Annotated in this window: 25 protein-coding genes; 11 read left to right on the plus strand and 14 right to left on the minus strand. The window is 55.6% G+C overall.

Annotated features, from left to right (window positions below):
* Positions 1–11 precede the first annotated feature (11 nt).
* Entirely contained in the window at positions 12–635 is a 624-nt protein-coding gene (locus tag REIFOR_RS00760) for a DUF3540 domain-containing protein (RefSeq protein ID WP_158524252.1), read from the plus strand.
* A 164-nt stretch (positions 636–799) separates the two neighbouring features.
* Here REIFOR_RS00760 and REIFOR_RS00765 read toward each other — a convergent pair whose 3' ends face one another.
* Positions 800–1,069 (minus strand): hypothetical protein, encoded by a 270-nt coding sequence (locus tag REIFOR_RS00765; protein WP_100255745.1) that lies wholly within the window; start codon positions 1,067–1,069, stop codon positions 800–802.
* A 292-nt stretch (positions 1,070–1,361) separates the two neighbouring features.
* Between REIFOR_RS00765 and REIFOR_RS00770 the strand changes: the two genes are divergently transcribed.
* On the plus strand, positions 1,362–1,844 hold the full coding sequence (locus REIFOR_RS00770) for an FKBP-type peptidyl-prolyl cis-trans isomerase (RefSeq protein WP_100255746.1): 483 nt from the start codon (positions 1,362–1,364) through the stop codon (positions 1,842–1,844).
* 109 nt (positions 1,845–1,953) lie between these two features.
* Here the strand turns inward: REIFOR_RS00770 and REIFOR_RS00775 are convergent, their stop codons facing one another.
* The 3 genes from REIFOR_RS00775 to REIFOR_RS00785 are packed head-to-tail and all read right to left on the minus strand — an operon-like array spanning position 1,954 to position 4,915.
* Complete coding sequence (locus tag REIFOR_RS00775; RefSeq protein WP_100255747.1) at positions 1,954–3,486, minus strand: tripartite tricarboxylate transporter permease; 1,533 nt, start codon at positions 3,484–3,486, stop codon at positions 1,954–1,956.
* Positions 3,486–3,932, minus strand: a complete 447-nt coding sequence (locus REIFOR_RS00780; RefSeq protein ID WP_100255748.1) for a tripartite tricarboxylate transporter TctB family protein — start codon at positions 3,930–3,932, stop codon at positions 3,486–3,488. Before REIFOR_RS00780 ends, REIFOR_RS00775 begins: the two co-directional genes overlap by 1 nt.
* Complete coding sequence (locus REIFOR_RS00785; RefSeq protein WP_100255749.1) at positions 3,929–4,915, minus strand: Bug family tripartite tricarboxylate transporter substrate binding protein; 987 nt, start codon at positions 4,913–4,915, stop codon at positions 3,929–3,931. Before REIFOR_RS00785 ends, REIFOR_RS00780 begins: the two co-directional genes overlap by 4 nt.
* Before the next feature lie 223 nt (positions 4,916–5,138).
* Between REIFOR_RS00785 and REIFOR_RS00790 the strand changes: the two genes are divergently transcribed.
* From REIFOR_RS00790 to REIFOR_RS00805, 4 genes are all read left to right on the plus strand, one after another.
* The gene (locus REIFOR_RS00790) at positions 5,139–6,767 is read left to right on the plus strand and encodes an ATP-binding protein (protein ID WP_100255750.1); all 1,629 of its coding nucleotides are present in this window, start codon (positions 5,139–5,141) and stop codon (positions 6,765–6,767) included.
* A gap of 9 nt (positions 6,768–6,776) precedes the next feature.
* Complete coding sequence (locus REIFOR_RS00795) at positions 6,777–7,460, plus strand: response regulator (protein WP_100255751.1); 684 nt, start codon at positions 6,777–6,779, stop codon at positions 7,458–7,460.
* A 203-nt stretch (positions 7,461–7,663) separates the two neighbouring features.
* Entirely contained in the window at positions 7,664–8,170 is a 507-nt protein-coding gene (locus REIFOR_RS00800; protein WP_319418067.1) for an Hsp20 family protein, read from the plus strand.
* 212 nt (positions 8,171–8,382) lie between these two features.
* Complete coding sequence (locus tag REIFOR_RS00805) at positions 8,383–9,537, plus strand: MFS transporter (protein ID WP_100255752.1); 1,155 nt, start codon at positions 8,383–8,385, stop codon at positions 9,535–9,537.
* Between the two features lie 29 nt (positions 9,538–9,566).
* Here the strand turns inward: REIFOR_RS00805 and yghU are convergent, their stop codons facing one another.
* Positions 9,567–10,436 (minus strand): glutathione-dependent disulfide-bond oxidoreductase, encoded by an 870-nt coding sequence (yghU, locus tag REIFOR_RS00810; protein WP_100255753.1) that lies wholly within the window; start codon positions 10,434–10,436, stop codon positions 9,567–9,569.
* 359 nt (positions 10,437–10,795) lie between these two features.
* Here yghU and REIFOR_RS00815 point away from each other — a divergent pair, with 359 nt between their 5' ends.
* The 3 genes from REIFOR_RS00815 to REIFOR_RS00825 all read left to right on the plus strand — a co-directional run bounded on the left by REIFOR_RS00815 (position 10,796) and on the right by REIFOR_RS00825 (position 14,837).
* Complete coding sequence (locus REIFOR_RS00815) at positions 10,796–11,509, plus strand: PEP-CTERM sorting domain-containing protein (RefSeq protein WP_158524253.1); 714 nt, start codon at positions 10,796–10,798, stop codon at positions 11,507–11,509.
* Between the two features lie 235 nt (positions 11,510–11,744).
* Positions 11,745–13,409 carry a glutamine--tRNA ligase/YqeY domain fusion protein gene (locus REIFOR_RS00820; RefSeq protein WP_100255755.1) on the plus strand — a complete coding sequence of 555 codons (1,665 nt, stop codon included), beginning with the start codon at positions 11,745–11,747 and terminating at the stop codon, positions 13,407–13,409.
* A gap of 198 nt (positions 13,410–13,607) precedes the next feature.
* Positions 13,608–14,837, plus strand: a complete 1,230-nt coding sequence (locus REIFOR_RS00825; RefSeq protein ID WP_100255756.1) for a multidrug effflux MFS transporter — start codon at positions 13,608–13,610, stop codon at positions 14,835–14,837.
* Between the two features lie 15 nt (positions 14,838–14,852).
* Here REIFOR_RS00825 and REIFOR_RS00830 read toward each other — a convergent pair whose 3' ends face one another.
* On the minus strand, positions 14,853–15,362 hold the full coding sequence (locus tag REIFOR_RS00830; RefSeq protein ID WP_100255757.1) for a dihydrofolate reductase: 510 nt from the start codon (positions 15,360–15,362) through the stop codon (positions 14,853–14,855).
* Positions 15,363–15,568: 206 nt separating this feature from the next.
* On the opposite strand from REIFOR_RS00830, the gene REIFOR_RS00835 reads away from it, so the two are divergent.
* Positions 15,569–16,474, plus strand: coding sequence for an aspartoacylase (locus REIFOR_RS00835; RefSeq protein ID WP_100255758.1), 906 nt, complete (start codon positions 15,569–15,571; stop codon positions 16,472–16,474).
* Here REIFOR_RS00835 and REIFOR_RS00840 read toward each other — a convergent pair.
* The 7 genes from REIFOR_RS00840 to pyrE form a co-directional block, all read right to left on the minus strand.
* Positions 16,449–17,120 (minus strand): DUF484 family protein, encoded by a 672-nt coding sequence (locus tag REIFOR_RS00840; RefSeq protein ID WP_158524254.1) that lies wholly within the window; start codon positions 17,118–17,120, stop codon positions 16,449–16,451. The two genes, REIFOR_RS00835 and REIFOR_RS00840, sit on opposite strands and share 26 nt — an antisense overlap.
* Entirely contained in the window at positions 17,117–17,941 is an 825-nt protein-coding gene (gene dapF / locus REIFOR_RS00845) for a diaminopimelate epimerase (RefSeq protein WP_100255760.1), read from the minus strand. Before dapF ends, REIFOR_RS00840 begins: the two co-directional genes overlap by 4 nt.
* 77 nt (positions 17,942–18,018) lie before the next feature.
* Positions 18,019–19,272: a diaminopimelate decarboxylase gene (gene lysA / locus REIFOR_RS00850; protein WP_100255761.1), complete on the minus strand. Its 1,254-nt coding sequence runs from the start codon at positions 19,270–19,272 to the stop codon at positions 18,019–18,021.
* A gap of 22 nt (positions 19,273–19,294) precedes the next feature.
* Positions 19,295–19,435: a hypothetical protein gene (locus REIFOR_RS16820; protein WP_158524255.1), complete on the minus strand. Its 141-nt coding sequence runs from the start codon at positions 19,433–19,435 to the stop codon at positions 19,295–19,297.
* Between the two features lie 149 nt (positions 19,436–19,584).
* Entirely contained in the window at positions 19,585–20,277 is a 693-nt protein-coding gene (locus REIFOR_RS00855; protein ID WP_100255762.1) for a TVP38/TMEM64 family protein, read from the minus strand.
* Positions 20,274–21,125, minus strand: a complete 852-nt coding sequence (locus REIFOR_RS00860; protein WP_100255763.1) for a DUF547 domain-containing protein — start codon at positions 21,123–21,125, stop codon at positions 20,274–20,276. The genes REIFOR_RS00855 and REIFOR_RS00860 overlap by 4 nt, the downstream gene beginning before the upstream one ends.
* Before the next feature lie 156 nt (positions 21,126–21,281).
* Entirely contained in the window at positions 21,282–21,968 is a 687-nt protein-coding gene (gene pyrE / locus REIFOR_RS00865; RefSeq protein ID WP_100255764.1) for an orotate phosphoribosyltransferase, read from the minus strand.
* A gap of 100 nt (positions 21,969–22,068) precedes the next feature.
* Here pyrE and REIFOR_RS00870 point away from each other — a divergent pair, with 100 nt between their 5' ends.
* Positions 22,069–22,893, plus strand: a complete 825-nt coding sequence (locus tag REIFOR_RS00870; RefSeq protein WP_227003725.1) for an exodeoxyribonuclease III — start codon at positions 22,069–22,071, stop codon at positions 22,891–22,893.
* Here REIFOR_RS00870 and REIFOR_RS00875 read toward each other — a convergent pair.
* The gene (locus tag REIFOR_RS00875) at positions 22,890–24,395 is read right to left on the minus strand and encodes a YifB family Mg chelatase-like AAA ATPase (RefSeq protein WP_100255766.1); all 1,506 of its coding nucleotides are present in this window, start codon (positions 24,393–24,395) and stop codon (positions 22,890–22,892) included. The genes REIFOR_RS00870 and REIFOR_RS00875 overlap by 4 nt on opposite strands.
* Between the last annotated feature and the right edge of the window lie 84 nt (positions 24,396–24,479).

Consider the following 24,479-nt stretch of genomic DNA (forward strand, 5'->3'; position numbering starts at 1 on the left):
AGGAGTTGCAGATGACCAATGTCCACGCACTGGCCAACCCTTGGCCAGCAGCCAACGGCCTTATTCTCGGTGAGGTCGTGCTGTTAACGCAGACCGGCTGCCGAGTGCGCACCGACCAAGGTCTGTTGAGCGCCGAACTGGCCGCGAGCTGTTTGCTGCAACCGGGGCTCGGCGATCGGGTCGCACTGCTGGTCGATGGTGCTCGGTTTTATCTGACCGCGGTATTGATCGCGCACGATAGCGGCAGCCAGCGTTTGCAAGTACCCGGGGAGCTAGTGATTGCCGCGGCGTCGATGCATTTTGATAGCACTGAATCCTTGAGCGTACAAACTCGGTCGTTAGAACTCAATGCCGCTGCGGCGCAGTTTCAGTTCGGCCGCTTTCGCCAGCTGGCGCTAAAAATGACGGTGATTGCCGAAAAACTGGACGTCACCGCTGAGAAAATTCATCGCAGTGCCAAGCAGGAATTCACCCTGTTCCACCAGCAGTTTGAACGCATCCTCGACAGCAAAAATACCCAGGCCGATCGCTGGTTTCAGCGTGTGCACAAGCAATGGGTGGCACGCAGCGAACGAACCACCATAACGGCAAAAAAAGAAGTGAAGATCGATGGTGAACGGATTGATCTAGGGTGAGCGCTGCAAAACGACAAAGTGTTCCTCTGTTGCCGTCGCCGTGAAGCCATTTTTAAGATAGAAAGCCACGGCGCGCGGGTTTATATGGAAGCAGCGTAATTTAAGCAGCTTGTCAGGTTGCATGGCTTGGATTGAATCCTGCACCACCGGTTGGTGGCGCTGGGCTATTTCACTTTGCCTAAAAGGTAGAAACCAAAGGTCGCGACCACGGCCCCGATCGCCGTTAAGGCGCCGCCGCGCTGAAAGGATTCAGATACATCGGCACCGATGGCGTGGCCGAGCTCCGTGATCAGTCCGCCAAGGGCGCTGTCCATTCGGTTAAATTGGGCATTGGCAGCCCAGGTGCTATAGAGGATATAACCGCCCAGCACCAATACTGCCAAGCCCACGGCCAGCAATAGCAGCCCACCAACCCTAAACTGCATTTCGGACATAGTTCCGATCCTTGATTGACTCATTAGTTAGGCTTCTGCTCTGGATGCCGCCGATCGCGGTAGGTGACTGGGTAAGCCAATTTGCTTAAGTGTAGACCCTGGGGCGCTATAATTCTGCCGACTGGGTCCTTTTTTAGTCAGTGACTGGGCCCGTCCTGGGCCTTCTGCCTGGCCGTCGGTTTCAGATAAGAGCCCGTCGAGTGAGATGATCGCCGCTCGATTTCCAGTTGCCACGGCCACTCTTAGCGGCGACAATCACTGCCATCCTTTATCCGAACTCTAGAGATGCCCTATGTTAATTAGCAAAAATTCCGTAGTTGAATTCCACTATGTTATGAGTGAAGCGGCCACCGAGATCGAGAGTAGCCACAGTGGCGAACCGATGACCATCCTGATCGGCCACAACAATATGCTCGCCGGGGTAGAATTGGCCCTTATGGGCAAGGCAGGGGGTGATAAGGTTGAGGTCAGTCTCACGCCGTTAGAGGCTTATGGCGAAGTTCAGGCCGATGCATTTCAGCGTATTCCAATTAAACATCTGCAGGGCGCACGGAAGTGGCTGCCGGGCATGACCGCGACGGTAGAATCCAACCAGGGTCGTAAGCAGGTCACGCTCGTGAAGGTGGGTCGCTTTAATGTCGACTGCGATATGAACCATCCATTGGCCGGCAAAACACTGTCTTTTGCCATCGAGATTGTGTCGGTCCGCGACGCGTCCAGCGATGAACTCGGTCATGGCCATGTGCACGGCAAGGGCGGTGTGCATCACGACTGAGGGTGACCCATAGCAACTCATTAGTGGGTTGGCGGTTAGATTAAGAAAGGGCAATTAAGCCGATGTCGGAACATCGGCTTGCTTGTGCCGGCGAGGCTTCATTTCAGCGTCAGTCGGCGTCGCTATCCTTAGCCAGCGTCTTCTTAGCAACCATCTGATGGCGGATCCGGGCACCAAAGACATAGGGCAAGACCAGTCCGGCAAAGGCGATCGCCCAGATACCGATGGCCAGCGAACTGCCCCATAATACGCCCCAGTTGCCGTCGGAGATAATCAACGCGTGGCTGAGGTTCTTTTCCATCTCTGGACCGAGCAGCAAGCCGAGAATGATCGGCACCAGCGGAATATCCAGCTTGCGCAACAGGTAGCCGAGAATCCCAAACACCACCATAAATTGCAGATCGAATGGACTGTGGCTGATCGAGTAAATCCCGACAAATGCGACCATGGTGACCATGGGCAGTAAATAATGGGTCGGCACCGACAGCAGCTTGACGAAGATGCCAATCATCGGAATGTTTAACAACAAGAGGATAAAGTTGCCAATCAAGAGGGCGGCAATGATGCCCCAGACCACGTCGGCATGCTGGGTAAACATCAGCGGGCCGGGCGTAACATTGAGCGATATCAGCATGGCCAGCAGCACGGCGGTGGTGCCACTGCCGGGTACCCCGAGCGTCAGCATGGGCACCAGCGCACCAGAGGACGCGCCATTGTTGCCCGCTTCGGGGGCGGCGACACCGCGCGGGTCACCGCGACCAAAAAAGCCCTTTGCACCGATGATTCTTTTCTCCAAGGTATAGCTGATAAAGCTACCCAGCGATGCCCCAGCGCCCGGCAAAACCCCGGCAATAAAGCCGAGTAGACCGCCGCGTAGGGTGCTCGGTACCAACGCCATGATTTCCTTAAACGACAAGGATAACTTGCCGACCACGATTTTCGGCGCCGGACCCTTGACCCGATGTTCGACAAAAAACAGCAGTTCGGAAATGGCAAACAGACCGACGATCGCGAGAATAAAGTCGATACCCTCATAGAGCTTCAGAATGCCGAAGGTATAGCGCTGGGTGCCGGTAGAGATATCCATTCCGACGGTCGAAATCATCAGGCCAAGAGCGGCCGCGATAATGGTCTTGCCGGTGTTTTTGCCGGTAATGCCGCCCAATGTGGCAAAGGCCAACATAAAGAGAGCAAAATATTCGGCCGGGCCAAAGCTGAGCGCAAAGCGCGCTAGAATCGGTGCCAAGAAGATCAACCCGATGGTGCCGAGTACGCCGCCGACAAAGGATGCGATGGCGGAAATGGCCAGGGCTTCAGCGGCCTTACCGTTTTTCGCCATCGGATAGCCGTCGAGGCAGGTCATCATGGCCGGCTCATCACCGGGGATGTTGAGTAAGATAGAGGAAATTCGGCCACCGTACATGGCACCGGCATAGACCGATGTCAGCAGGATCATCGCGGTTTCAACCGGCAGCGCCAGGGAAAAGGCGAGCGGAATCAGGATGGCTACACCATTGGCGGGGCCGAGGCCAGGTAAGGCGCCAATAAGGGTGCCGACAAAGGCGCCAACAAAGGCAAAGAGCAGGTTTTGCGGGGTTAAGGCGACCGCAAAACCGTCCATAAGAAGACTAAAGGTTTCCATCAGTTAAACTCCAACAGGCCCAATGGCAACGGTAAATCTAGGAGGTTGTTAAATAACAGGTAAACGACAACCGCACCGACGGTGGCAATGATCAGCGCCGGCTTGAGTGCCGCGCCCATCCGCCAGGCCAAGAATGCAACACAGGCCAGGGTGGTCAAGATAAAGCCGACCGGTTCGATCAACAGCGCATAGATAAACAGCGCTAAGATCGCCATGGCCAGTTCGATTAAGGTTTTACGCGGCGGCCAGTCGGCATCCGGGTCCGGTTTGAACATCATATTGAGGCTGGCCAGCGCAAGTATGATCGCCAGTAGGGTGGGAAAGGTTTCCGGTCCAACTGTCTCGCTGCCGCCAAAGGGTTCAGGCCACTGTTGAGCGCCCCAGCCATAGGCTAGGGCGAGAATCAACAGGGAAAGACCCAAGAGTCGATCCCCAATTGATGTCATTTAAGCAGACCAATTTCACGTGAAAGTTGTTCGATATCGGCAACCTGCTGGGTTACAAAGGCTTCGAATTCGTCCGCTTTCGGATGGAAGGGGATTAGGCCATTCTTAGCCATAGTCGCTTTCCACTCTGGCGAGTCATACAGGGTTTCGATCGCCTGAACCCAGTATTGTTTCGCGTCGGCATCGGCACCTTTAGGCATATAAAAACCGCGCCAGTTTGGACCCAGAGCATCAATACCCTGTTCACGAGCGGTTGGGATAGAGCCAAACTTGCCGGGCAGACGAGTTTCACTTAATACGGCGAGCAGGCGCAGATCGCCCGATTCCCAGAAACCAGCGGCTTCGGAGATGTCACCGGTGAAGGCATCAACGTGTCCGCCAACGACCTGAGTAATGGCTTCGCCGCCGTTGTTATACGACAGGTATGGGATGCTCGGCAAGCTGCCGACACCGGCCGCCTTGGCGGCAATCAGCACTTTCAAATGGTCCCAGCCGCCATTGGCTGAGCCGCCGGAAAACTTCACCGCACGCGGATCGGCTTTTATCGCCGCCATCAGCTGATTCAGGTTCTGGTATTTGGAGTCTTTGCCGACGGCAATAACGCCATAGTCCGCGCCTAAGGCACCGACCCACTTAACCATGCCGGCGTTCATGCCAGTGTACTGACCTTGGGCCAGACGGGTGGTGGTGGCGGTAGAGGCCGCAACGATCAGTTGGTTGTCGTCACCGCGTTTGCCAATAACATGGGCAAAGGCAACACCGCCGCCCGCGCCGGCCATATTGGTGGTCTGCATGGAGCCGGGGATCAGCTTTAGATCGGCCAGGGTTTTACCCACACTACGGCAGGTAAAGTCCCAACCGCCGCCTGGGCCAGATGGTGAAATGCAATCGACCTTACCGGATGGCTCCCAAGCCATGGTCAGGCTGGCCGACAGGCTCAATGCCGTGGCCAGAACAGTTGTTAGGGTACGCTTTGAATTCATGGTGGTTCCTTATTGGGTGCGTTGATTGTTGTTTTTATTTGAGCCGGTCGACTGCTGCTGAGTCAACCGGACCGGCCGAGCATAGGACGCTACTCTGATTGGCAACAGCTTAAGTGCGTTGATTGCATAAAGGTCTTTGTGATCATTTTGTTCATATTGTTCACGCCGGCGAGCGGACCTTTTTGCTAGACTCAAGCTCCCCTTGAGCCGAACCTGGAACATTATGAAGTCACCCAGCGGCAGCTATCGCAGTCTCAAACTCAATACCCGCTTGATTATCGTGCTGTGTCTGCTCTCTGTCGCCCAGGCGATCCTGATCGGTGGCTTTGCCTGGCTCAATCTGGCCCGTTCGCTCGATCAGGAAATTGGTCAGCGCGCGCTCAATGTCGCGAAGACCGTGGCGTTGACGCCGACCATTATTGTGGGCATCGAACGGCGCGATATGGCCGGGCTGAACCGGTTCGCGAAAAATTTGGCGGCCACCAATGAGGCACTTTTTATTGTTGTAGGCGATCACAATGGCATTCGGTTAGCCCATCCCAATAGTGCCAAACTGGGTAAGTCGATGGCCGATGATGATGGCGACGAGGGCACGCCGGCGCTGATTCAGGGCCGGGGCTATATCGACAAGGCAAAGGGTAGCCTGGGTTATTCCATGCGCGGTAAGGCGCCGGTCTACGATCTGAACGGGGAAAACATTATCGGCATTGTCTCGGTCGGCTATTCCTTGGACCAGGTCGACGCCACCATTGCCCGCTATTCGGTTTGGCTGGCCGGGGTGTTGCTGCTGGCCATGGGCGGCAGCGTGTTCTTCGCCATCACCATCGCTCGGCGCCTCAAGCGGGAAATTCTTGGGTTGGAACCGGAGCAGATCGCGCGTCTTTTTACCGAGCGCGATGCCACGCTGCAGTCGGTGCGCGAAGGCATTATTGCCATCAACCGCGCCGGCCAGATCACCACCTTTAACCGCAAGGCGATTGAAACGCTTGGCCTGTCTCCCGATACCCTGCTTGAAGGTGAACAGATCGACACCATCTTGCCCGATTCCGGCCTGATGACGATGTTGGAAACCGGTGCACCGCAGTTTGACCTGGAAGTCTGGCTGCGCGGCAAGCAGATGATTGTTAATCGGTTGCCGGTGATGCAGGGCGATGAAATCATCGGCGCCGTATCGAGTTTCAGACCCCGTAATGAGGTCGACCTGATCAGTCAGCAGCTAACCAAAATCGAACAATATGCCGAGACGTTACGCAGTCAGGCGCATGAATACTCCAATAAGCTGCACACTATTTCTGGGTTGATTCAACTCGACGCTAAGCAGGAGGCCCTGGCCCTGATCGGGCGCGAGACCAGTGACCATCAGGCGCTCTTGGAATTGCTGCTCAATGCCACGCCGGACCCGGTGATTGCCGGTTGCCTGCTGGGCAAGTTTAACCGCGCCAAGGAGTTGGGCCTGAATCTGGTGATCGATCCGGAAAGTCATCTGACCGACTTACCCCTGACCCTAACTCAGGATCAGCTGGCTTCGATCCTCGGCAACCTGATTGAAAATGCCTTCGAGGCCACACGCCAATTTACCGGTGTCGGGGGTCGGGTGTATGTCAGCTTGACCGATATGGGCAACGACGTAATAGTGGAAGTACAGGACCAGGGCGATGGCATCCCGGAGGCGATTCAGAGCAAGATATTTGCCAAGGGTTTCTCCAGCAAGGGCGGTAACGATCACGGTTATGGCCTGTACCTGATTCACAATCTCATGCACCAGTGTGGCGGCACCATTCATCTGGAAAATGTTGATCCCATCGGCACCCGCTTTATCTTATATATACCTAAAAATAATAAAAAAGGTTAACCCAGTACCATGGCCGAGCCACTCAGAATTGCGATCGTTGAAGACGATCCACAGAATGCCGAGATCCAACGCCGCTTCGTGCAGCGCATTGCCAATACCGAACTGTGCGGCATCGCGCATTCGGTGCAAGAGGCTCAGGATCTTATCGATGTTTTCCAGCCGCAACTGGTCTTACTCGATGTCCACCTGCCCGACGGCAATGGACTGGAACTGTTGCGCCAGTGGCGCATGGCCAATCAGCAGGTCGATATTATTCTGATCACCGCCGCCAAAGACGTGGAGACCTTGCGCACCGCCTTGCACGCGGGGGTGTTTGAATACATCTTAAAACCTCTGGCGTTCGATCGGCTGGAGGATGCCATTCAGCGCTATTCCAAACACCTGACCCAGCTCAACCAATTGCAGCTGGTTCAGCAGGACCAGGTTGATGCGCTGATGCCGATCAATGATGTCTCAAGCCCGAGCAAGGCCACGCGGCCCCCCAAGGGCATCGATGCCTTGACCCTCGATAAGGTGCGCGACACCATGCAACACACCCAACACCTCAATGCCGAAGAGTTGGGGCTTGAGATAGGCGCATCGCGCACCACCGCACGCCGCTATCTGGAGTATCTGGTCAGTACCCAGGAAGTGGTCGCGGAAGTCAGCTACGGGCAGGTCGGTCGACCCGAACGGCGCTATCGTCGCTCTTGATCGAGAACGGTTGCGCCACTTGAATAGGTTGGCCCTAGGCGCGCAAGGGCGACATTTAACTGCGACTAAATTTTACTTTTTTCAGTCAAACCGGCCTTGAAATTCGGTCCGGAATCCTTAAATTTATAACTGTCACGGGTGGGTCTGTTGGGCCGCCTGGTGACGAATTGGTTTTATTTAGTATTGCTTCTCTTGGAGGATATATGATGAACTCAATTGACCTTAGCCCCCTGTACCGCAACAGCATCGGTTTCGACCGCCTCGCTGCCCTATTGGATTCAACCCTCAGCATGGACAGCAGCGCCGTGGGGTATCCGCCTTATAATATTGAAGTGCTGGATGACAATCGCTATGCCATCGGACTGGCCGTCGCCGGATTCGCACCGGATGAGTTGTCGATCAATGTTGAAAAGGGCGTGCTCAGCGTCTCGGGTAAAAAGCAGGACGACGCACAGCATCAGTACACCCATCATGGTATTGCCCACCGCACGTTCGAGCGCAAATTTAATTTGGCCGACTACGTTGAGGTCACCGGGGCGACTCTTGAAAACGGGCTCCTGTCCATCAGTTTGGTAAAGGAAGTGCCCGAGGCGATGAAGCCCAAAACCATTGCGATCAACGCGTCTTCCGACGCAGGCCAGTCGGTATTGGAACATGCCCAAACAGCGCAATCCGATGCGAAATCGGCGCGCGCGCAAAAAGACGCTTAGGCTAGCAACGGCTCGGCCGGCGAGCTGATACCGGCCAGCCTAGGCAACCTGGCAGACCGCGCTCTGTAGCCTTCTTGGGCCGCGAGCGCGGTCTTTTTAGTTTAGCCGAAGCCCTCGGCGCAGAGTTTGGCGGCAGGCCATACGACAAAAGATCGACACCGAGCTCGGCCAGCCTATGGTAGAGTGCGCCTCCCTCTGCACAGCGGTTCACTATGCCTGCTTTTCCTTACCTGCGTTTGCAATTGATGGTATTCGCCTTAGTCTCGGCGGCCTTTACCAATATCTATCTGGCGCAACCGGTGTTGCCGATGGTGCAAGCCCAATTCGGTATCGATATTGCGGGCGTATCTTGGGCGGTATCGGCGGTTATTCTGGGTATGGCGTTGGCCAATCTGCCCTTTGGTTTGCTGGTCGATCGTTGGCCCATTCAGCCCATTATCCTGGTCGGTGGCCTGATGGTGGCCGGCGCAGGATTGGTCTGTGCCCTGACCGACAGCTTCCCGGTTTTAATCGCGGCGCGCTTCGTCCAGGGCCTGTTTATTCCAGCTCTAACCACCTCGATCGCCGCCTACCTAGGTAAGACACTGCCGATCGAGAAGCTCAGCGTGGTCATGGGCTCCTATGTCGCCGCGACGGTCTTGGGTGGCCTGGGCGGCCGGCTGATGGGCGGTTGGTTGTTCCCGGCCGATGACTGGCGCTATGCCTTTATGGCCACCGCCATCTTAACCGTGCTGACTACGGTCATTGCGGTTGTCGGCTTGCCCAAGCCGAGCAACGCAGGCCCTCATGTAAAGAGCACGCTGAGCTATGGTCAGCTGTTGGCCCAGTGGCCGCTGGTACGTTACTTTATTTGCGCCGCGGGCAGCTTCGCGGTTTTCTCGTCGGTTTTTAATTACCTGCCCTTTCGCCTAGCAGACGCCCCCTTTGGCTGGTCGACCGAAGCGACTACAACGCTCTACCTGGTCTATATTATGGGCATCTTTATGGCCCCACTGGCCGGTCGCTGGAGCGTGCGCTTTGGCAGCCGGGCGACTCTGGTCGCCGGCAGCCTGGTGCTGTTGCTGGCCCTGTTATTGCTGCAGCTGGCGTCCTTGATCGCGGTGGTTGTCGGCCTCACCGCGGTCTGTGCCGGGTTTTTCTGTGTTCACGCCGCCGCTGTGGGCGCCCTCAATCGCAGCCTGACCAGCGGCCACGGCCGCGCCAATGCACTCTATGTGCTGTTCTATTATGTTGGCGGTTGGCTGGGCATCAGTTTGAATGGTCTGCTCTACCAGCATTGGGGCTGGACTGGGGTGATCGGCTTGTCGCTGTTACTGGTGCTGATTCCGTTGACCGTAGGTTTAACAGAGCGCCGGCATCCAGCCTGATGAGGCTGGATGAGCATCTCAAATTCAACTCATTTTTTGGTAATTTTATCCTGCGACCGTTCGGTAAAATCACTCGCATCATGACGTTCATGCAGTTGGCCCGACAACTCTCCCCAAGCCTTATTAACCATCACGCCACGCTTAACCGCAGGGCGTTGATCAATTTGTTTAGCCCAACGCATTAGGTGTTGGTATGAGGCCAAATCTAAAAATTCTGCCGCATCGTACAGTCGATTTAAGGCCAGCGCGCCATACCAAGGCCAGATGGCAATATCGGCAATGCTGTATTCATCTCCACAGATATAGTCGTTATGGGCTAAGTGCTTGTCCAGCACATCCAGTTGACGTTTTACTTCCATAGAAAATCTATCGATACAATATTCAAATTTCTCCGGAGCATACGAATAGAAGTGACCAAAGCCACCGCCTAAATAGGGTGCACTGCCCATCTGCCAAAACAACCAGGACATGCATTGGGTGCGTTTATCGCCTGTAGGGATCAGGACTTGAAATTTTTCAGCTAAATAAAACAAAATCGATCCCGATTCAAATATAGGAACGGTTTGTGTTTTGCTTTGATCGAGCAAGGCGGGGATCTTTGAATTGGGGTTAATATTAACAAAATCACTACCGAACTGATCACCCTCACCAATATTGATTAGATAGGCATCGTATTCCGCCTCTTTGATTCCCAAGGCGAGTAACTCTTCAAACATAATGGTTACCTTCACCCCATTGGGTGTAGCTAACGAATACAATTGAAAAGGGTGTTGCCCTTTTTCTAATACCTTGTCGTGCGTTGCGCCGGAAATAGGCCGATTAATATTTGCCCAATTGCCGCCGCTTGGCGTATGCCATTGCCATACCTTGGGTGGAATATATGAATCGTCAGCACTCATGGTATTTTCCTGTGTTAGTTAATATGAATAAAATTTATCTATCGACAACGCGTTGGCAGGCCGTTCTCCGACTGCACTAATGCCGGTCTGTATCGACAGTTCGACAAGGTACCTGCAAGAGGGGGCAACAATCAATGGCCCTTACCCATATGGCTCTTGGCTTTAGATTGTTTTTAACAGCGTAAGAACAATCGACATGCACAGCCCACAACCGTCGAATGATTATACAGTTCACCGCGCCGATTACAGACACTCGGGTCCGCCCCACCTGGGGCCAGTGTCGCCTGGCCGCGCTTAGGAATAGGTCTGGTTTTTGCTTTATTGAATGTGCCATTCAACCAGCAAAAGGAATATGCCCTATGTTGTCTTACGCAAGAGGCTGGCTCGCCGCCGGCGCACTCATTGTTGCGGCCAGTGCCGCCCACGCCACGTTGATCGACTTCACCGACGCTACTCAATGGTCTGCCGCTGGCACGCCACACACCGTTGCCTATGGTGATTTGGATGTAACCCTGATCGCCTATAACCGTTATGGCCAGCAGGTGCCCTTCACCAACACCCCCTATGACGGCCAGCAACCCTGCTTAGATGTTGGCGGCCAGGGCCTGCAATGTGAAACCGATGGTATCGGCATTGGCGATGACGAAGTCACCTATGGTGTTGAGTTGTTGCAGGTGATGTTTTCATCGGCGGTCGATATTAAATCGGTTACTTTGCTCGACCTGTTCGCGGCCTCACCCACCGATCGAGTCGCCGAACATGCCTCAATTGGTAGCGACGTCGGCTATCTGAACTATGGTATCTGGGAAGGAACCGCCGACAATGATCACACCGGTTTTCTCACCGCGACGCTAGATAATGCCTTAGACCTGACCAGTGCCGGACTCTTTAGCGGGGTGACCAACCTCTACCTGGGCGCTCATCCGTACTTGGGCAATCCGTACAACAGTGACTTCGCGCTGGCCGCGATCGAGTTGGTGGATGTGCCCGAACCCGCTACCCTGTTGTTATTTGGCATGGGTCTGTTGTCGATTTTGGGTCTGCGGCGGATGGTTAAACATCGCCCTGAATAGCCGACAGAAACAGTCCTGGAGCCCATTTTGAGGCGCTTGTGTCGGTTTTTTTTGCAGTCAAAGTGGGCAGAGCCTCGTGCCGGTTCGGCCTGCCCGCTCGCTGAGTCGGCACGGCGAGGCCTAAAATCGACCTTTCTCGTTGGGCCAGCGGTTTTCTTTGCCTTTGCGCCTGTTTAACCGGCCGGGAATCGTTATAATCGGCGGTTCCCACGCCCTGGAACAGAGAAGCGCCTACATGACTGAACAATCGTCCAACTTTTTGCGGACAATCATCGACAATGATCTGAAAGCCGGCCTGCACACTAAAATCGTTACCCGTTTTCCGCCGGAACCCAATGGCTATTTGCATATCGGCCATGCCAAGGCGATCTGCGTCAATTTTGGTCTCGCGCAGGAATTCCAGGGCGAAACCAATCTGCGTTTCGATGACACCAACCCGGAAAAAGAAGAGCAGTCCTATATTGACGCGATCGAGGAAGATATCCGTTGGTTGGGCTTTACCTGGCAGGCGCCGGTTAAGTTCACCTCGGACTATTTCGATCAGTTACACGCCTGGGCGGTCCATTTGATCGAGCAGGGCAAAGCCTATGTCTGTGACCTAAACGCCGAGCAACTGCGCAGCGCGCGCGGTTCGCTCACCGAGCCGGGCCAAGACAGTCCATTCCGCAGCCGCAGCGTGGCCGAAAACCTCGAGCTGTTCGCGCAGATGAAAGACGGCGCGTTCGATGAGGGCCGCTGTTCGCTGCGTGCAAAAATCGATATGGCCTCACCCAATTTAAATATGCGCGATCCAATTATCTATCGCATTCGCAAGGTTGAGCACCACCAAACGGGTAACAAGTGGTGCATCTACCCGAGTTATGACTTTGCTCACGGTCAGGGTGATGCGCTCGAAGGCGTGACGCATTCGCTCTGCTCGTTGGAATTTGAAGACCATCGGCCGCTTTATAACTGGTTTCTCGATCAGTTGCCGGTGCCGTCTCGGCCGCGCCAGGTTGAATTCGCGCGTTTGAATTTGAACTACACCATTACCAGCAAACGTAAGTTGAAAAAACTGGTCGATGAACAGGTAGTCGACGGTTGGGACGATCCGCGGATGCCGACCATCAGCGGCATGCGTCGGCGTGGTGTGTCGCCCGCGGCCATTCGTCATTTTATCGATGCCTCGGGTATTTCTCGGGCCGTCGGCACGGTCGTCGACCTGGGCATGTTGGAAGCCTCAATTCGCGACGATCTCAACGACAATGCACCGCGCGCGATGGCGGTGATGAACCCGCTGCGGGTCGTGTTGACCAATCTGCCCGAGGGTCATCAAGAGATACTGAGCATGGCAGCCCATCCGAATAAGCCGGAACTGGGTGAGCGAGATGTGCCATTGAGTCGAGAATTGTGGATCGACCGGGATGACTTTAATCTGGACAGCAGCCTGTCGCGCAAGAAATTCAAACGCCTAGTGCCCGGCGATTACGTGCGCTTGCGCGGTGCCTATATCATCAAGGCGGAAAGTTTTAGCCAAGATGCCGACGGCCAGATCAGCGAAATTCAGGCGACGGTGGTAGCCGACTCGGTCGGCAATAACATCGACGGCATCAAGCCGCGCGGCGTGATCCAATGGGTATCGGCCGAGCACGGCTTGCCGGCCACGGTGCGGGTCTACGATCGACTCTTTAATCATCCGACCCCGGATAAGGGCGACAATGATTTCATGAGCTTTATCAATCCCGATTCATTGTCGATTCTGACCGACTGTATTGTCGAACCCAGTCTCAAGACCGCCGCACCGGAAGCCAGTTTTCAGTTTGAGCGTGAAGGCTACTTTGTCGTCGATCGATTCGATTCCACGGGCGATGCTCTAGTGTTTAATAAGACCATCGGTTTGCGCGATGTGTGGCAACGCTAAGGCTCAAACAATCGGTCCACGCTAGTTGCTAAAATAAAAAAACCGCGCTCGGCGGTTTTTTTATATCGACCTGTAAATGTTTGTTTGCAGGTTCGTCGCCGGCGGCTCGTTCAGGACCGGGTAAGGATGAACAAAAGCCTAGAGCCGGCCATCGGCTGTGCTAGACTGCGCGGCCGAAGTTCGCCCCGTAGGAACAACATGACCGCCTCGTCTCAAGCTCGAACCAAAGCCTCACCTCCGCTCGCCGAGTTTATTGCCTTGGTCGGGCTGATCAGCTCGTTGGTGGCGCTGAGTATCGATGCAATGTTGCCCGCCCTGCCGCAGATAGCCAGCGATTTGGGTGTTCAGGATATGCGTCAGACCCAATGGGTGATTACCTCGCTGATATTTGGCATGTCATTTGGACAGCTCTTTTTCGGGCCCCTGTCCGACTCCTATGGCCGAAAGTTCGGCATCCTCACCGGCATCCTATTATTTTGTCTCGGTTCCATGTTGGCCATGACGGCGACCAGTTTACCGATGTTACTGGTCGGTCGAGTGCTCCAGGGTATTGGTGTCGCCGGACCGCGTATCGCATCACTGGCATTGGTACGCGATATCTATGTTGGCGACGCCATGGCGCGGGTCATGTCCTTTGTTATGATGGTCTTTATCATGGTGCCGATGGTGGCCCCTCTGGTCGGTCAGGCAGTCCTGCTGGCGTTCAGTTGGCGCGCCATCTTTGGTTTGTTTATTGTCCTGTCGACCATTGCCGCACTCTGGTTGGTGATAAGACAGCCAGAAACCTTAGGCGTTGCCAATCGGCGGCCGTTTCGCGTGCAAGCCATCTGGCGCACCACCGTCGCGGTGGTGCATCACCCGAGGGTACTGGGTTTCTCGATTACGGCAGGGCTGATTTTCGGGGCCCTGTTATCCTATGTAGCCTCCGCGCAGGCCATTTTCCAGGGTATATACCAACTCGGCGAGGCTTTCCCGTTCTACTTCGGCGCCCTAGCCTTTGGCATCGGTGTTGCGTCCTTTGCAAACAGTGGCCTGGTGGTGCGCTTTGGCGCCGAGCGTCTGACGGTGACTGGCCTCTGGGGCCTGCTATTTTTTACCACGCTGCTGACTCTGATCGCCTTTGGGAATCAGGGTATTCCACCCTTGTGGGCCTTTATGGGCTTGGGTTTTCTGATGTTTTTTTGCGTCGGTATTCTGTTCGGCAATTTGAACGCCTTGGCGATGGTGCCACTGGGACGGATGGCCGGGATCGGCGCTGCGGTGGTGGGTTCGGTATCGAATGTGGTCGCCGTGCTGGTGTCGGCTCTGGTGGGTTGGTTCTATAACGACACCCTGTTGCCTATACTGCTTGGCATCTGCGTTTGTTCCATAGCGGCGCTGTTGATTGTCGGGCAGATTCGTAATCTGCCCGACACGCCACTGGAATAAAGCCGGGCGGCGCACTCAGTGGCGAATCTTGTCAAACACCACAAAGGAATAGTCATACGGATTGGGACCGTCCGCGCTGAAGTCCTCGCGGCCGATTTCTTGATAGGCCTGCCGATCCCACTCGGGGAAGCGCGCATCGCCATCGACATCGGCATGCACTAGGGTCACGTAGAGGCGTTCCGCCAAGGGCAGACAGAGCTTATATATCTCGGCACCGCCGATCACGATGACTTCCTCGGCGCCGGCTATCAGCGTCTCGGCCGCCGCCAGCTCCAGTGCGGCTGGCAAACTATTGACCACCTTGATGCCCTCGGCGTGAAAATCCTTCGCACGCGTGATGACTATGTTGATCCGATTCGGCAACGGGCGGCCAATGCTTTCATAGGTCTTGCGGCCCATGATCACAGTTTTGCCGCTGGTCAGGCGCTTGAAGTATTTTAGGTCATTGGGCAGGTGCCAAGGCAACTTGTTCTGGCGCCCTATGACGCCGTTATTGGCCATTGCCCAGATCATGGCGATGCGCATCTGTGTCTCCTATCGACGGGTTTTCGCGTCAGTATGGCCAAGGCGGGCGGGCAAGTCGATGGTTTTTGAGTACAGCAGGTCGCCCCGGGACGTCGGCTCGGGCGCGCTCTAAATCTCGGTGTTGGATGTGGAAAATCAGCGGATCAACAAGGCCAAAGCTGTTAAGCTGATTCCATTCCCCTTTTGTTCCTTCGAGGTTGAGTATTATGCCGCACATTAAGCAGGTTGCCATTACCGGTGGCACCCATGGTAATGAATTGACCGGTGTTCATCTGTTAAAACATTGGCGCTCTGACCCCGCACAGGTGGCTCGCTCGAGCTTTACCACCGAATTGCACCTAACCAACCCCAGGGCTAACGGGCTCAATCGACGTTATATCGATCAGGATCTAAACCGTCAGTTCAGTCTTGATGATCTCAACAATACCGCTCTCCTCGGTTATGAACACCAGCAGGCCAAGGCCCTCAACGCGTTGCTCGGCCCGAAGGAAGATCCCCGAGTCGACTTTGTTATCGATTTACACACCACCACCGCCAATATGGGTACCTCATTGATCTTTAACAGTGAAGACCCGCTGGTGGTCGGCATGGCCTTCTATGTGCAGCAGCAACTGCCCCATGCGAAATTATTTATGGACCCGGGTGAACGCCTGAGTGACACCTTTCTCACCTCAGTGGGGCGTTACAACGGGTTTTTGGTCGAGGTGGGGCCGGTCCCCCAGGGCTTACTTCGGGCCGATGTATACAATGAAACCCAGGTGGTGGTGATGCATTGCCTGGACTATTTAGATGCCTTTAATCGAGGCACCTTGCCGAATTTAGCGGGGCAGCGCGAGGGCTTCTGCTTTGTCGAAAAGGTGGTCCTGCCGGAAAATGAGCAAGGTGAATTAACCGCGATGGTGCATCCGGACTTGCAGGACAGAGACTACCAGCCGATTGCGCCGGGCGACCCGTTTTTTATGACGTTGGCCGGAGATACCCTAGCCTATACCGGTAGTAAAGTTGTCTACGGTGCCTTTATCAATGAGGCCGCCTACTACGATGCCCATGTCGGCCTCAGTCTGATGGACAAGATCCAGATAGAGCTTAAAAGCGAACCAACAGCTGACTGACCACCATGGCCAGATAGCCCAGAAACAAAGTGTCGGTGCTCGACTTAAAGTGCAGCGCATCGCGACTGCCTAGGGCCAGTAGACCGATGGCCTGGCCATTGAGCGAAATGGCGGCAACGGCCATGGATCGGACGGCGGCGTCGCCGAAGATAAACTGCCGTGCCGCCGAGTCGAATTCACCACATTGATTCCTTAAATGCGCCACCGTCTCTGGGAAATGCAGCTCTAAGGCGTTGGCATCGCAGGCGCGCCAAGAGTCGTCGGTGTCGCCGGGCAGGTGGTTGAAGACCAGTTGTGCTTCTTCAACCTCGAATCGGCCGGTCAAGCCCTGGGTCAGGGTATGGCTGATCTCGTTTAGGGTACGACAGGTAATCAGTTCTAGTGACAAGGCCTGCAAGTTTAAAAACAGCTGGTCGTTGCGCTGGGCGACACTAATAAACTGACTTATACGATCGATCATGGCGCTGTTTTCAGTGCGTAAAATGCTATTCTGACGCTCCATCAAGGAGATCGCCTGGCCACTGTCATGACGAATATGTAGCGTCTTGAGTAGATTCGGATGATCTTCAAAAAAAGTAGGATGCTGTTTTAAATAGCGTACGACGTCGGTCTCGGCCGAACCAAGCTGTTGAAACAACTTTTTCACGATAAAACTCCTTCGAACACCCGGCTGGCGGGACCGGTCATCATAACGTTGCCTTCGCCCGACCATTGAATGGCTAAAACGCCACCTGGTAGTGTGACAGACACCTCATGGTCGAGCCAGCCATTGATGATCCCGGCCACAACGGCGGCGCACGCGCCGGTGCCACAAGCCAGGGTTTCACCGACGCCGCGTTCAAACACGCGCAAGCGGACCTGGCTGCGGTTAACCACTTCGAGGAAGCCAACATTGACGCGTTGCGGGAAGGCGAGATGGCTTTCGATCTGTGGACCCAGTTGTTCTACATCGGCCCGCAGCACATCCTCAACTCGGATCACACAGTGTGGATTGCCCATATTAACGGCGCTGATTTGCAGGGTCTGTTGATTCACCTGCAAGTCATAGAGGTCGAGCCGGTCGGGGGCATTAAAGGGGATTTTTGCTGGGGCCAAGCGTGGCCGACCCATATCGACGGTAACCTGGCCATCGTCCTGAATATGCAGCTCCAGATCACCACCGGCGGTTTCAACCCGGATCGAGGTTTGTTCGGTCAGGCGCTGATCGGTGACGAAACGCGCAAAGCAGCGCGCGCCGTTGCCGCAATTTTCCACTTCGCTGCCATCGGCATTAAAGATTCGATAGCGAAAGTCGCGATCGGGCCGGGTGGGCGGCTCGACCAACAGCAGCTGATCAAAACCGATACCGAAGTGCCGATCGGACCACTGTTCAATTTCTGTCGCACTGAGTTCGACATTTTGGGTGACGCCGTCGATCACCATAAAGTCATTGCCCAAACCGTGCATCTTTGTAAACTTTAACCGCATGCTTGCCTCTGCTGCCTAATTTGGACGGTAGGGTCGTTACCCATACCGCGAATATTCCGCGTTCTAACGAAGCCTATTCAGGCGTCGGCTGTGGCTTCTAATGACCATAAGGACTCCATGGTTTCTCGCTGACGCACCACCTGGACATGACCCTGAGAGACCAAAATCTCGGCTGGGCGGCCACGACTGTTATAGTTGGACGCCATCACAAAACCATAGGCGCCGGCGGACATCACCGCCAGCAAGTCGCCGGCCTGCAGACTCAGGGCACGGCCCTTGCCGAAAAAATCACCGGTTTCACAGATCGGCCCGACCACATCCCAACTCGCCTGTTGTCCGACCGACGCCTTGTTGACCGGGACTATATCCATCCAGGCCTGATACAGAGAGGGCCTGATTAGGTCGTTCATGCCGGCATCGACAATGGCAAAGTGGTGCTCATCATTGCTCTTAAGGTATTCCACCTCGGTCACCAGAATACCCGCATTGGCGACGATGCTGCGGCCGGGCTCCAAAACCAAAGCCAGATCTCGGCCTTTAATGCGCTCTACCAACAGGCCGACGTAGGCCCTGACATCGGGCTCCTGATCGTCCTCGGTGTACTGCACGCCGATGCCGCCGCCCATATCGATATGGTCCAGTTGAATGCCATCGGTCTTGAGTTCATCGACCAGGGCCAGCAGGCGATCGACGGCATCTTCGAAGGGTTTCGAGACCAGCAGCTGGGAGCCAATATGGCAATCCATGCCCACGATGCGAATGTGCGGTAGGGCGGCCGCCCGTTGATAGAAGGCCCGCGCCTGACGGAAATCGACACCAAACTTGTTTTCCTTCAGCCCAGTGGAGATATAGGGATGGGTTTGGGCGTCAACATCGGGATTAACCCGCAAGGAAATGGGTGCCTGGACCTGCAGTTCACCGGCCACCTCATTAAGCCTTTCCAACTCGGCCGCGGATTCGACATTAAAACAGTGTATGCCAACTTCTAAGGCGCGGCGCATCTCGCTGGCCTTTTTCGCTACGCCGGAAAAAACCACTTTGGCTGGATCGCCGCCGGCCAATAAGACCCGTTCCAGCTCACCGATCGAGACGATATCAAAACCGGCACCGCGCTGCGCTAAACAGCTCAGCACACCCAAGTTCGAATTGGCCTTCACGGCATAACAGATTAGCCCCGGGTGGTCACCCAAACCCTCCTGATAGGCCGCAAGCTGTTGCTCGATGGCACTGCGAGAATAGACGTACAAGGGCGTGCCGTAAGTCTTGGCCAGCTCTGCCACAGAGACCTGTTCGATAAACAGTTGGTTCGCTTGGTAATGAAATGCAGCCATATTAGGGTTGGGCCTTAATGCTTTAGGGTTGAATGCGGTCAGCATTGCTCATGTTAGTGCGCTCAGCGCTCGGCAAGGTCAGCTCTGTCGGCCTATTGCCGCAGCCGGTCAGGGCCAGGGTGGTCATCAGCAGTAGACTGCTGAGCAAGACTCGAATAGACATTAGACTCATTCCGGCGCTAGTTAGGTGCCAGTATACCTAAGATTGGCCGCAGATCGAATGGCTCTTTGATCCGCGTTGTATGCCGCAATCGGCAAGGCTCGCGCCAGACAACGCTAAGCCCGGACCCGGACACCAAGGATTGTCACGCGTCAGCGCAAGGAGTTTGATGTGTCTTGGCGTCGACGCAGCCAAGTCAACGACTTTCGAGCCACCAGCGGGAACAGACCGAGCAGCACAAAAGACAACAGTAGGCTGGGTGAGGCGATGCCTGACAGGCTATCGATTTTTGCCAATTGGGTGCCGGCATTGGCGTACACGGCGGCACCGGCCAACATGCCGACCTGGCTGACCCAATAGAAGGTCCATACCCTAATGGTGGTCAGGCCCATGACCACGTTGATGATAAAGAATGGGAACACCGGTACCAGGCGGAGCGAAAACAAGTAAAAGGCGCCATCTTGCTCGATACCTCGGTTGAAGGGGGCAATGCGGTCGGCAAATTTGCTTTGCACCCAGCCACCGATCACGAAGCGAGCCATTAAAAATGCCAGGGTGGCGCCAATGCTGGCGCCAATGCTGGCCAGCACGGTGCCCTGAACCAGGCCAAAGACAGCGCCCCCGGTCAGGGTCATGAGCGCGGCACCGGGCAACGACAAAGCGGTTACGCCGATGTAGGTCAGCAAATAGAGCAGCGCTAGCCCGATCGGATGCTCGGCCCGATAGGCGGCCAGGGTGCTCTGCTGAGTCTTTAGTTGCGCTAAGGTAAACCAAGCGCCTAGATCCAAATAGAAAAACAAGCCGACAACAAGCAGTAATAGGGCTAAAAGCAATAATTTCTTCATAGTGATGGTGCTGCCTCATTGAGTGACCAATCGTATTCATAGCTGATGCGGCCGTTGTAGTCTGCCAGCTGGGCGCGCAGCATGGGTTCGGCAAAGGCAGCTAATAATATCGGCAAATCCCGTTCCTCGGCCACAAAGTCGGCCCGATACCAGTCGAAAATCTTGGACAGCGTCAAACTGCCGTCTTGCAGACGCACGCCCCGTGGGTGATTGATAAAGGCCCGCGCCGCAGCATTGAGCTCTGCCTCCAGGGTGAGTCCGGTGAACGCCTGGGCCGCTAAGTTGGGACAGCCCTTGGCGCCACAATTAAAGGCAAAGTGAGCGCGATAGTCGTTAAACTTGGGGCGAAAGATGCCATGTTCAATATCATCCAGGCTGAGCATCTGGTTATTGACTCGAACCCGTTCAGCGCTCCAGGGGCCAGTCGGGACAAGGCCTCCAAATGCGCCACCAATAGCGCGAATGCTCTTGACCGGATAGTCGCCCAGCACCACCTCGACGGTCGCGGCATTATAGAGATTAAGCCAATAGGCCTGCTGTTCGGCCCGGTTTAGGGTGAGCGGGTCAATGGCTTGCAGCTCAGTCAGATAGGCACCCAGCTGAGCTCGGTGGGACGGGGTCACCCGAGCGTAGTCAAGGTAGGTCTGGCCGGCCGCGTCGGTGTGTAAAAAGGTATCGAGGAAGCGCTGCCAGGCGCCATGATCAACAACCTGGGTGCTCTGCCCGTCGCTCGAGGCCCAGCCCGGCAAGGCCTCGGCCAGGCCGCCGCTGGCGAGCAAGAGGCCGACGAGCAATACGCGCAGGATGTTTCCGATCAACAATTGCCCGTTTCTTAATACACGCTGCATCCAGGGATCTCCATGGAGGGGGATAAGTCAAAACGTTGCGCCGGCCTTGAGACCACGGCCACCTGCGCTCTGTCTGCGTAGCCTTGACCGATAGCGGCTCGGAGCAGTTTTGCCGACCGCTCGGATAGAGTCAGCCGGTGCCCGATACTCGTCTGCTCAGTCTATGCCGTGCTCAGCTCGATAGGCGGCCATTTTTGGCAGATACTCGCTATAACGTGTGTCTTCAGCGATGTAGGCCATAATTTGGTCGAGGCGAATGGCCGGCAGTATCGATAAGCCATAGTCGCGTTCGAGCGCTTGAATCGCCGATAAGGCGGAACCCTGTAATTTTTCCTGACGATCGATTAACACCACCGCCGCAACCAGTTGCGCGTCGGGGTGGTTCTCTAAAATACTCAGAGTTTCGCGAATAGCGGTACCGGCGGTAATGACATCGTCGACCAGGATGACCCTGCCGCTCAATGGCGCGCCAACCAGTTGCCCGCCCTCGCCATGCGCCTTGGCTTCCTTACGGTTGAAGGTAAAGGGCACATTGCGGTGATGACCGCTGTTTAGCGCGATAACTGTCGAGGTGGCTAAGGGGATGCCCTTGTAGGCCGGCCCAAACAGGGAATCGAACTCAATGCCAGACTCGATCAGTGTGCGGGCATAGATCTCGCCCAGTAATTGCTGCGATTGACCGTCATCGAACTTGCCAGCATTGAAAAAATAAGGGCTTTGGCGGCCGGATTTCAATGTGAAATCACCAAACTGCAGCACGTCTTTGTGGATCGCAAATTCAATAAATTCCTTTTGCCAGCGTTGGAGCGGCGCTGTACTTTGATGCGGATTTGGACTATTCATTAATTAGGTCCCTTTAAATAAAACAACAACAGATTGTATCTGTGGATATATACACCGCATTATACCTTATAATCGGTTAAGATATGCACCTTGAAAAACTATGTCATTCGCGATAAAGGCGACCAGCCCCTCGTGCGGAATTTTGGATTGGAAGGAACAGATGAAGGTCATCACGCTAAATGTAAACGGAATCGTTAATGCTGTCGAACGAGGCCTGCTGGAATGGTTTGCACAGCAGCAGGACGTGGATGTCGTTTGTCTTCAGGAAACCCGAGTCAAAGAGTATCAGCTCCCGACGAACCTACTTGAGATACCCGGTTTTTACGGTTTTTTCTTCGATGCTGAAAAAGACGGCTATGCCGGCACGGCGATCTATTCGCGCACCATGCCCAAGGCGATTATTCGCGGTTTTGGTCACCCCACCTTTGATCTTGACGGGGGGTTTATTCAGGCCGATTTTGACAACGTCAGTGTCGCCTCGGTTTGGGTCCCCCCGGCTCAATATATTGAAGATATAGAACATAAATTGGCCTATCTGGATGGGCTGCAACAGCATCTCAAACGCACCCGGCGCAAGCGCCGGGATTTTGTGTTTGCCGGTTGCTATCAGGTTGCACATCGCTCGGTCGACCTGGGCAATTGGGAAAGCCATCAGCGCGAGCCGGGTTTTCTGCCCGAAGAGCGTGCCTGGATGGATCAGGCACTGGGGCCCATCGGGTTTATCGATGCCTTCCGCCTGGTTAATCGTCAAGATCGGCAGCATACCTTTTGGCCGTTCGATGAAGCCCAGGCCAATGGCGCCCGCATCGATTATCAACTGATCACGCCAAATCTGGCCGATTACGTGCTCGATGCCAAAATCATCCGCGAACCGCGCTTGAGTCCTCATTGTGCCTTTATGGTCGAGTATGATATGGACCTCTAGCCGCCGGCGCCGGTGAGCTTTTCCAGTTGCCGGCAATTGAGCGCCTCGATCAGGGCCTGCCGATCTATGCTGGGTTGGCCATTGAGATCGGCAACGGTTCGGGCCACCCTGAGTAAGCGGTGGTAGGCCCGGGCACTCAGGCCGAGCCGATCGATCGCCTTCTCGAGCAGTTGCTGTTCCGCCTGGCCCAGGGCGCAAAATCGGTCCAACTCCTGCCCTGCCAACTCACCATTAGCACAACCCTGCCGTGCCATCTGACGATCCCAGGCCTGCCCAACGCGCGCGCGCACCGTGGCCGAGGACTCCGGATGCTGGTGCGCCAGCAGTACCTCCTTCGCCAAGGTGGGCACCTCTATATGCAAATCGATGCGATCCAAAAAGGGCCCGGACAGCCGCGCAATGTACTTTTGAATTTGTTCCCGACTGTAACGCGCCGAACGTGGATCATTGGCCGCATAACCACCCGGCGTCGGATTCATGGCGGCAACGAGTTGAAAGTTGGCGGGAAATTGACAGTGTCGCGCAGCTCGGGCGATATTAACGCTCTGGCTTTCCATCGGTTCGCGCAGTACATCAAGCACGGCACGAGGGAATTCCGCCAGTTCGTCGAGAAAGAGCACACCCCGGTGGGCCAGCGTGACCTCGCCCGGCCGCGGCACACTGCCGCCGCCGATCAGGGCCGCGGCCGAGGCCGAATGGTGCGGTGCCCGATAGGGCCGTTTGCGCCATTGCATGGCTTGTCCGGCAACAGATTGCACGGCTGCGACCTCGAGCGCTTCGGCGTCGGTCAACGGTGGCAAAATACCGGGCAGGCGCGAGGCGAGCAGGGTTTTGCCCGTGCCCGGTGGGCCAAAATAAAGCAGATTGTGGCGCCCGGCGGCGGCAATCTCGAGTGCGCGCCGTGCCGCATGCTGACCCTTTACATCGGCCAGATCGGGGTAATGGCTTGGGGCGGCCGCCAACAGACGATTTGGTCTGGGTAACGCGGCGGATGGATCGCATAGCATGCGCGTGACCTGGAGCAGGTGGTCCGCGGCGAAGACCACCTGATTTTCGACCAGGCTGGCCTCTTGGGCGTTTTCAGGGTTGCACACCAGCACCCGGCCCGCCCGTTGGCAGGCGAGCGCGGCAGGCAAGGCACCCGGACCGCGGCGCAAATACCCGCCGAGCGATAGCTCTCCGAGCCACTCATAGCCGTCCAGGGCCTTGCCATCGATCTGCTCGCTGGCGGCAAGGATACCCAAGGCAATAGCCAGGTCGAATTGGCCGCCCTGCTTGGGCAGATCGGCCGGTGCCATATTGACGGTGATGCGCGCATTGGGGAAGTCGAACTGACTATTGAGAATCGCCGAGCGAACCCGATCTTTCGCTTCTCGGACCGCCGCTTCGGCCAGGCCGACGATGGAAAAGGCGGGCAGACCACCGGACAGGTGAGCTTCAATAGTGACTTCTGGCGCGACCATGCCCAGATGGGCACGACTGTAAGTGATGGCAACGGTCATAAGCATCCTTGCGCAGACTGTGAATTTCTGACAACGTAGGACACAGAGATAATAAAAACAACCGTGGTGGCCCGGTCCTGTGAT

It is taken from the genome of Reinekea forsetii (assembly GCF_002795845.1).
Classification (GTDB): domain Bacteria; phylum Pseudomonadota; class Gammaproteobacteria; order Pseudomonadales; family Natronospirillaceae; genus Reinekea; species Reinekea forsetii.

Coding starts and splice junctions, on each gene's coding strand:
- REIFOR_RS00760 (WP_158524252.1), top strand. CDS start 12: ATGACCAATGTCCACGCACTGGCCAACCCTTGGCCAGCAGCCAACGGC.
- REIFOR_RS00765 (WP_100255745.1), bottom strand. CDS start 1,069: ATGTCCGAAATGCAGTTTAGGGTTGGTGGGCTGCTATTGCTGGCCGTG.
- REIFOR_RS00770 (WP_100255746.1), top strand. CDS start 1,362: ATGTTAATTAGCAAAAATTCCGTAGTTGAATTCCACTATGTTATGAGT.
- REIFOR_RS00775 (WP_100255747.1), bottom strand. CDS start 3,486: ATGGAAACCTTTAGTCTTCTTATGGACGGTTTTGCGGTCGCCTTAACC.
- REIFOR_RS00780 (WP_100255748.1), bottom strand. CDS start 3,932: ATGACATCAATTGGGGATCGACTCTTGGGTCTTTCCCTGTTGATTCTC.
- REIFOR_RS00785 (WP_100255749.1), bottom strand. CDS start 4,915: ATGAATTCAAAGCGTACCCTAACAACTGTTCTGGCCACGGCATTGAGC.
- REIFOR_RS00790 (WP_100255750.1), top strand. CDS start 5,139: ATGAAGTCACCCAGCGGCAGCTATCGCAGTCTCAAACTCAATACCCGC.
- REIFOR_RS00795 (WP_100255751.1), top strand. CDS start 6,777: ATGGCCGAGCCACTCAGAATTGCGATCGTTGAAGACGATCCACAGAAT.
- REIFOR_RS00800 (WP_319418067.1), top strand. CDS start 7,664: ATGATGAACTCAATTGACCTTAGCCCCCTGTACCGCAACAGCATCGGT.
- REIFOR_RS00805 (WP_100255752.1), top strand. CDS start 8,383: ATGCCTGCTTTTCCTTACCTGCGTTTGCAATTGATGGTATTCGCCTTA.
- yghU (WP_100255753.1), bottom strand. CDS start 10,436: ATGAGTGCTGACGATTCATATATTCCACCCAAGGTATGGCAATGGCAT.
- REIFOR_RS00815 (WP_158524253.1), top strand. CDS start 10,796: ATGTTGTCTTACGCAAGAGGCTGGCTCGCCGCCGGCGCACTCATTGTT.
- REIFOR_RS00820 (WP_100255755.1), top strand. CDS start 11,745: ATGACTGAACAATCGTCCAACTTTTTGCGGACAATCATCGACAATGAT.
- REIFOR_RS00825 (WP_100255756.1), top strand. CDS start 13,608: ATGACCGCCTCGTCTCAAGCTCGAACCAAAGCCTCACCTCCGCTCGCC.
- REIFOR_RS00830 (WP_100255757.1), bottom strand. CDS start 15,362: ATGCGCATCGCCATGATCTGGGCAATGGCCAATAACGGCGTCATAGGG.
- REIFOR_RS00835 (WP_100255758.1), top strand. CDS start 15,569: ATGCCGCACATTAAGCAGGTTGCCATTACCGGTGGCACCCATGGTAAT.
- dapF (WP_100255760.1), bottom strand. CDS start 17,941: ATGCGGTTAAAGTTTACAAAGATGCACGGTTTGGGCAATGACTTTATG.
- lysA (WP_100255761.1), bottom strand. CDS start 19,272: ATGGCTGCATTTCATTACCAAGCGAACCAACTGTTTATCGAACAGGTC.
- REIFOR_RS16820 (WP_158524255.1), bottom strand. CDS start 19,435: ATGTCTATTCGAGTCTTGCTCAGCAGTCTACTGCTGATGACCACCCTG.
- REIFOR_RS00855 (WP_100255762.1), bottom strand. CDS start 20,277: ATGAAGAAATTATTGCTTTTAGCCCTATTACTGCTTGTTGTCGGCTTG.
- REIFOR_RS00860 (WP_100255763.1), bottom strand. CDS start 21,125: ATGCAGCGTGTATTAAGAAACGGGCAATTGTTGATCGGAAACATCCTG.
- pyrE (WP_100255764.1), bottom strand. CDS start 21,968: ATGAATAGTCCAAATCCGCATCAAAGTACAGCGCCGCTCCAACGCTGG.
- REIFOR_RS00870 (WP_227003725.1), top strand. CDS start 22,069: ATGTCATTCGCGATAAAGGCGACCAGCCCCTCGTGCGGAATTTTGGAT.
- REIFOR_RS00875 (WP_100255766.1), bottom strand. CDS start 24,395: ATGACCGTTGCCATCACTTACAGTCGTGCCCATCTGGGCATGGTCGCG.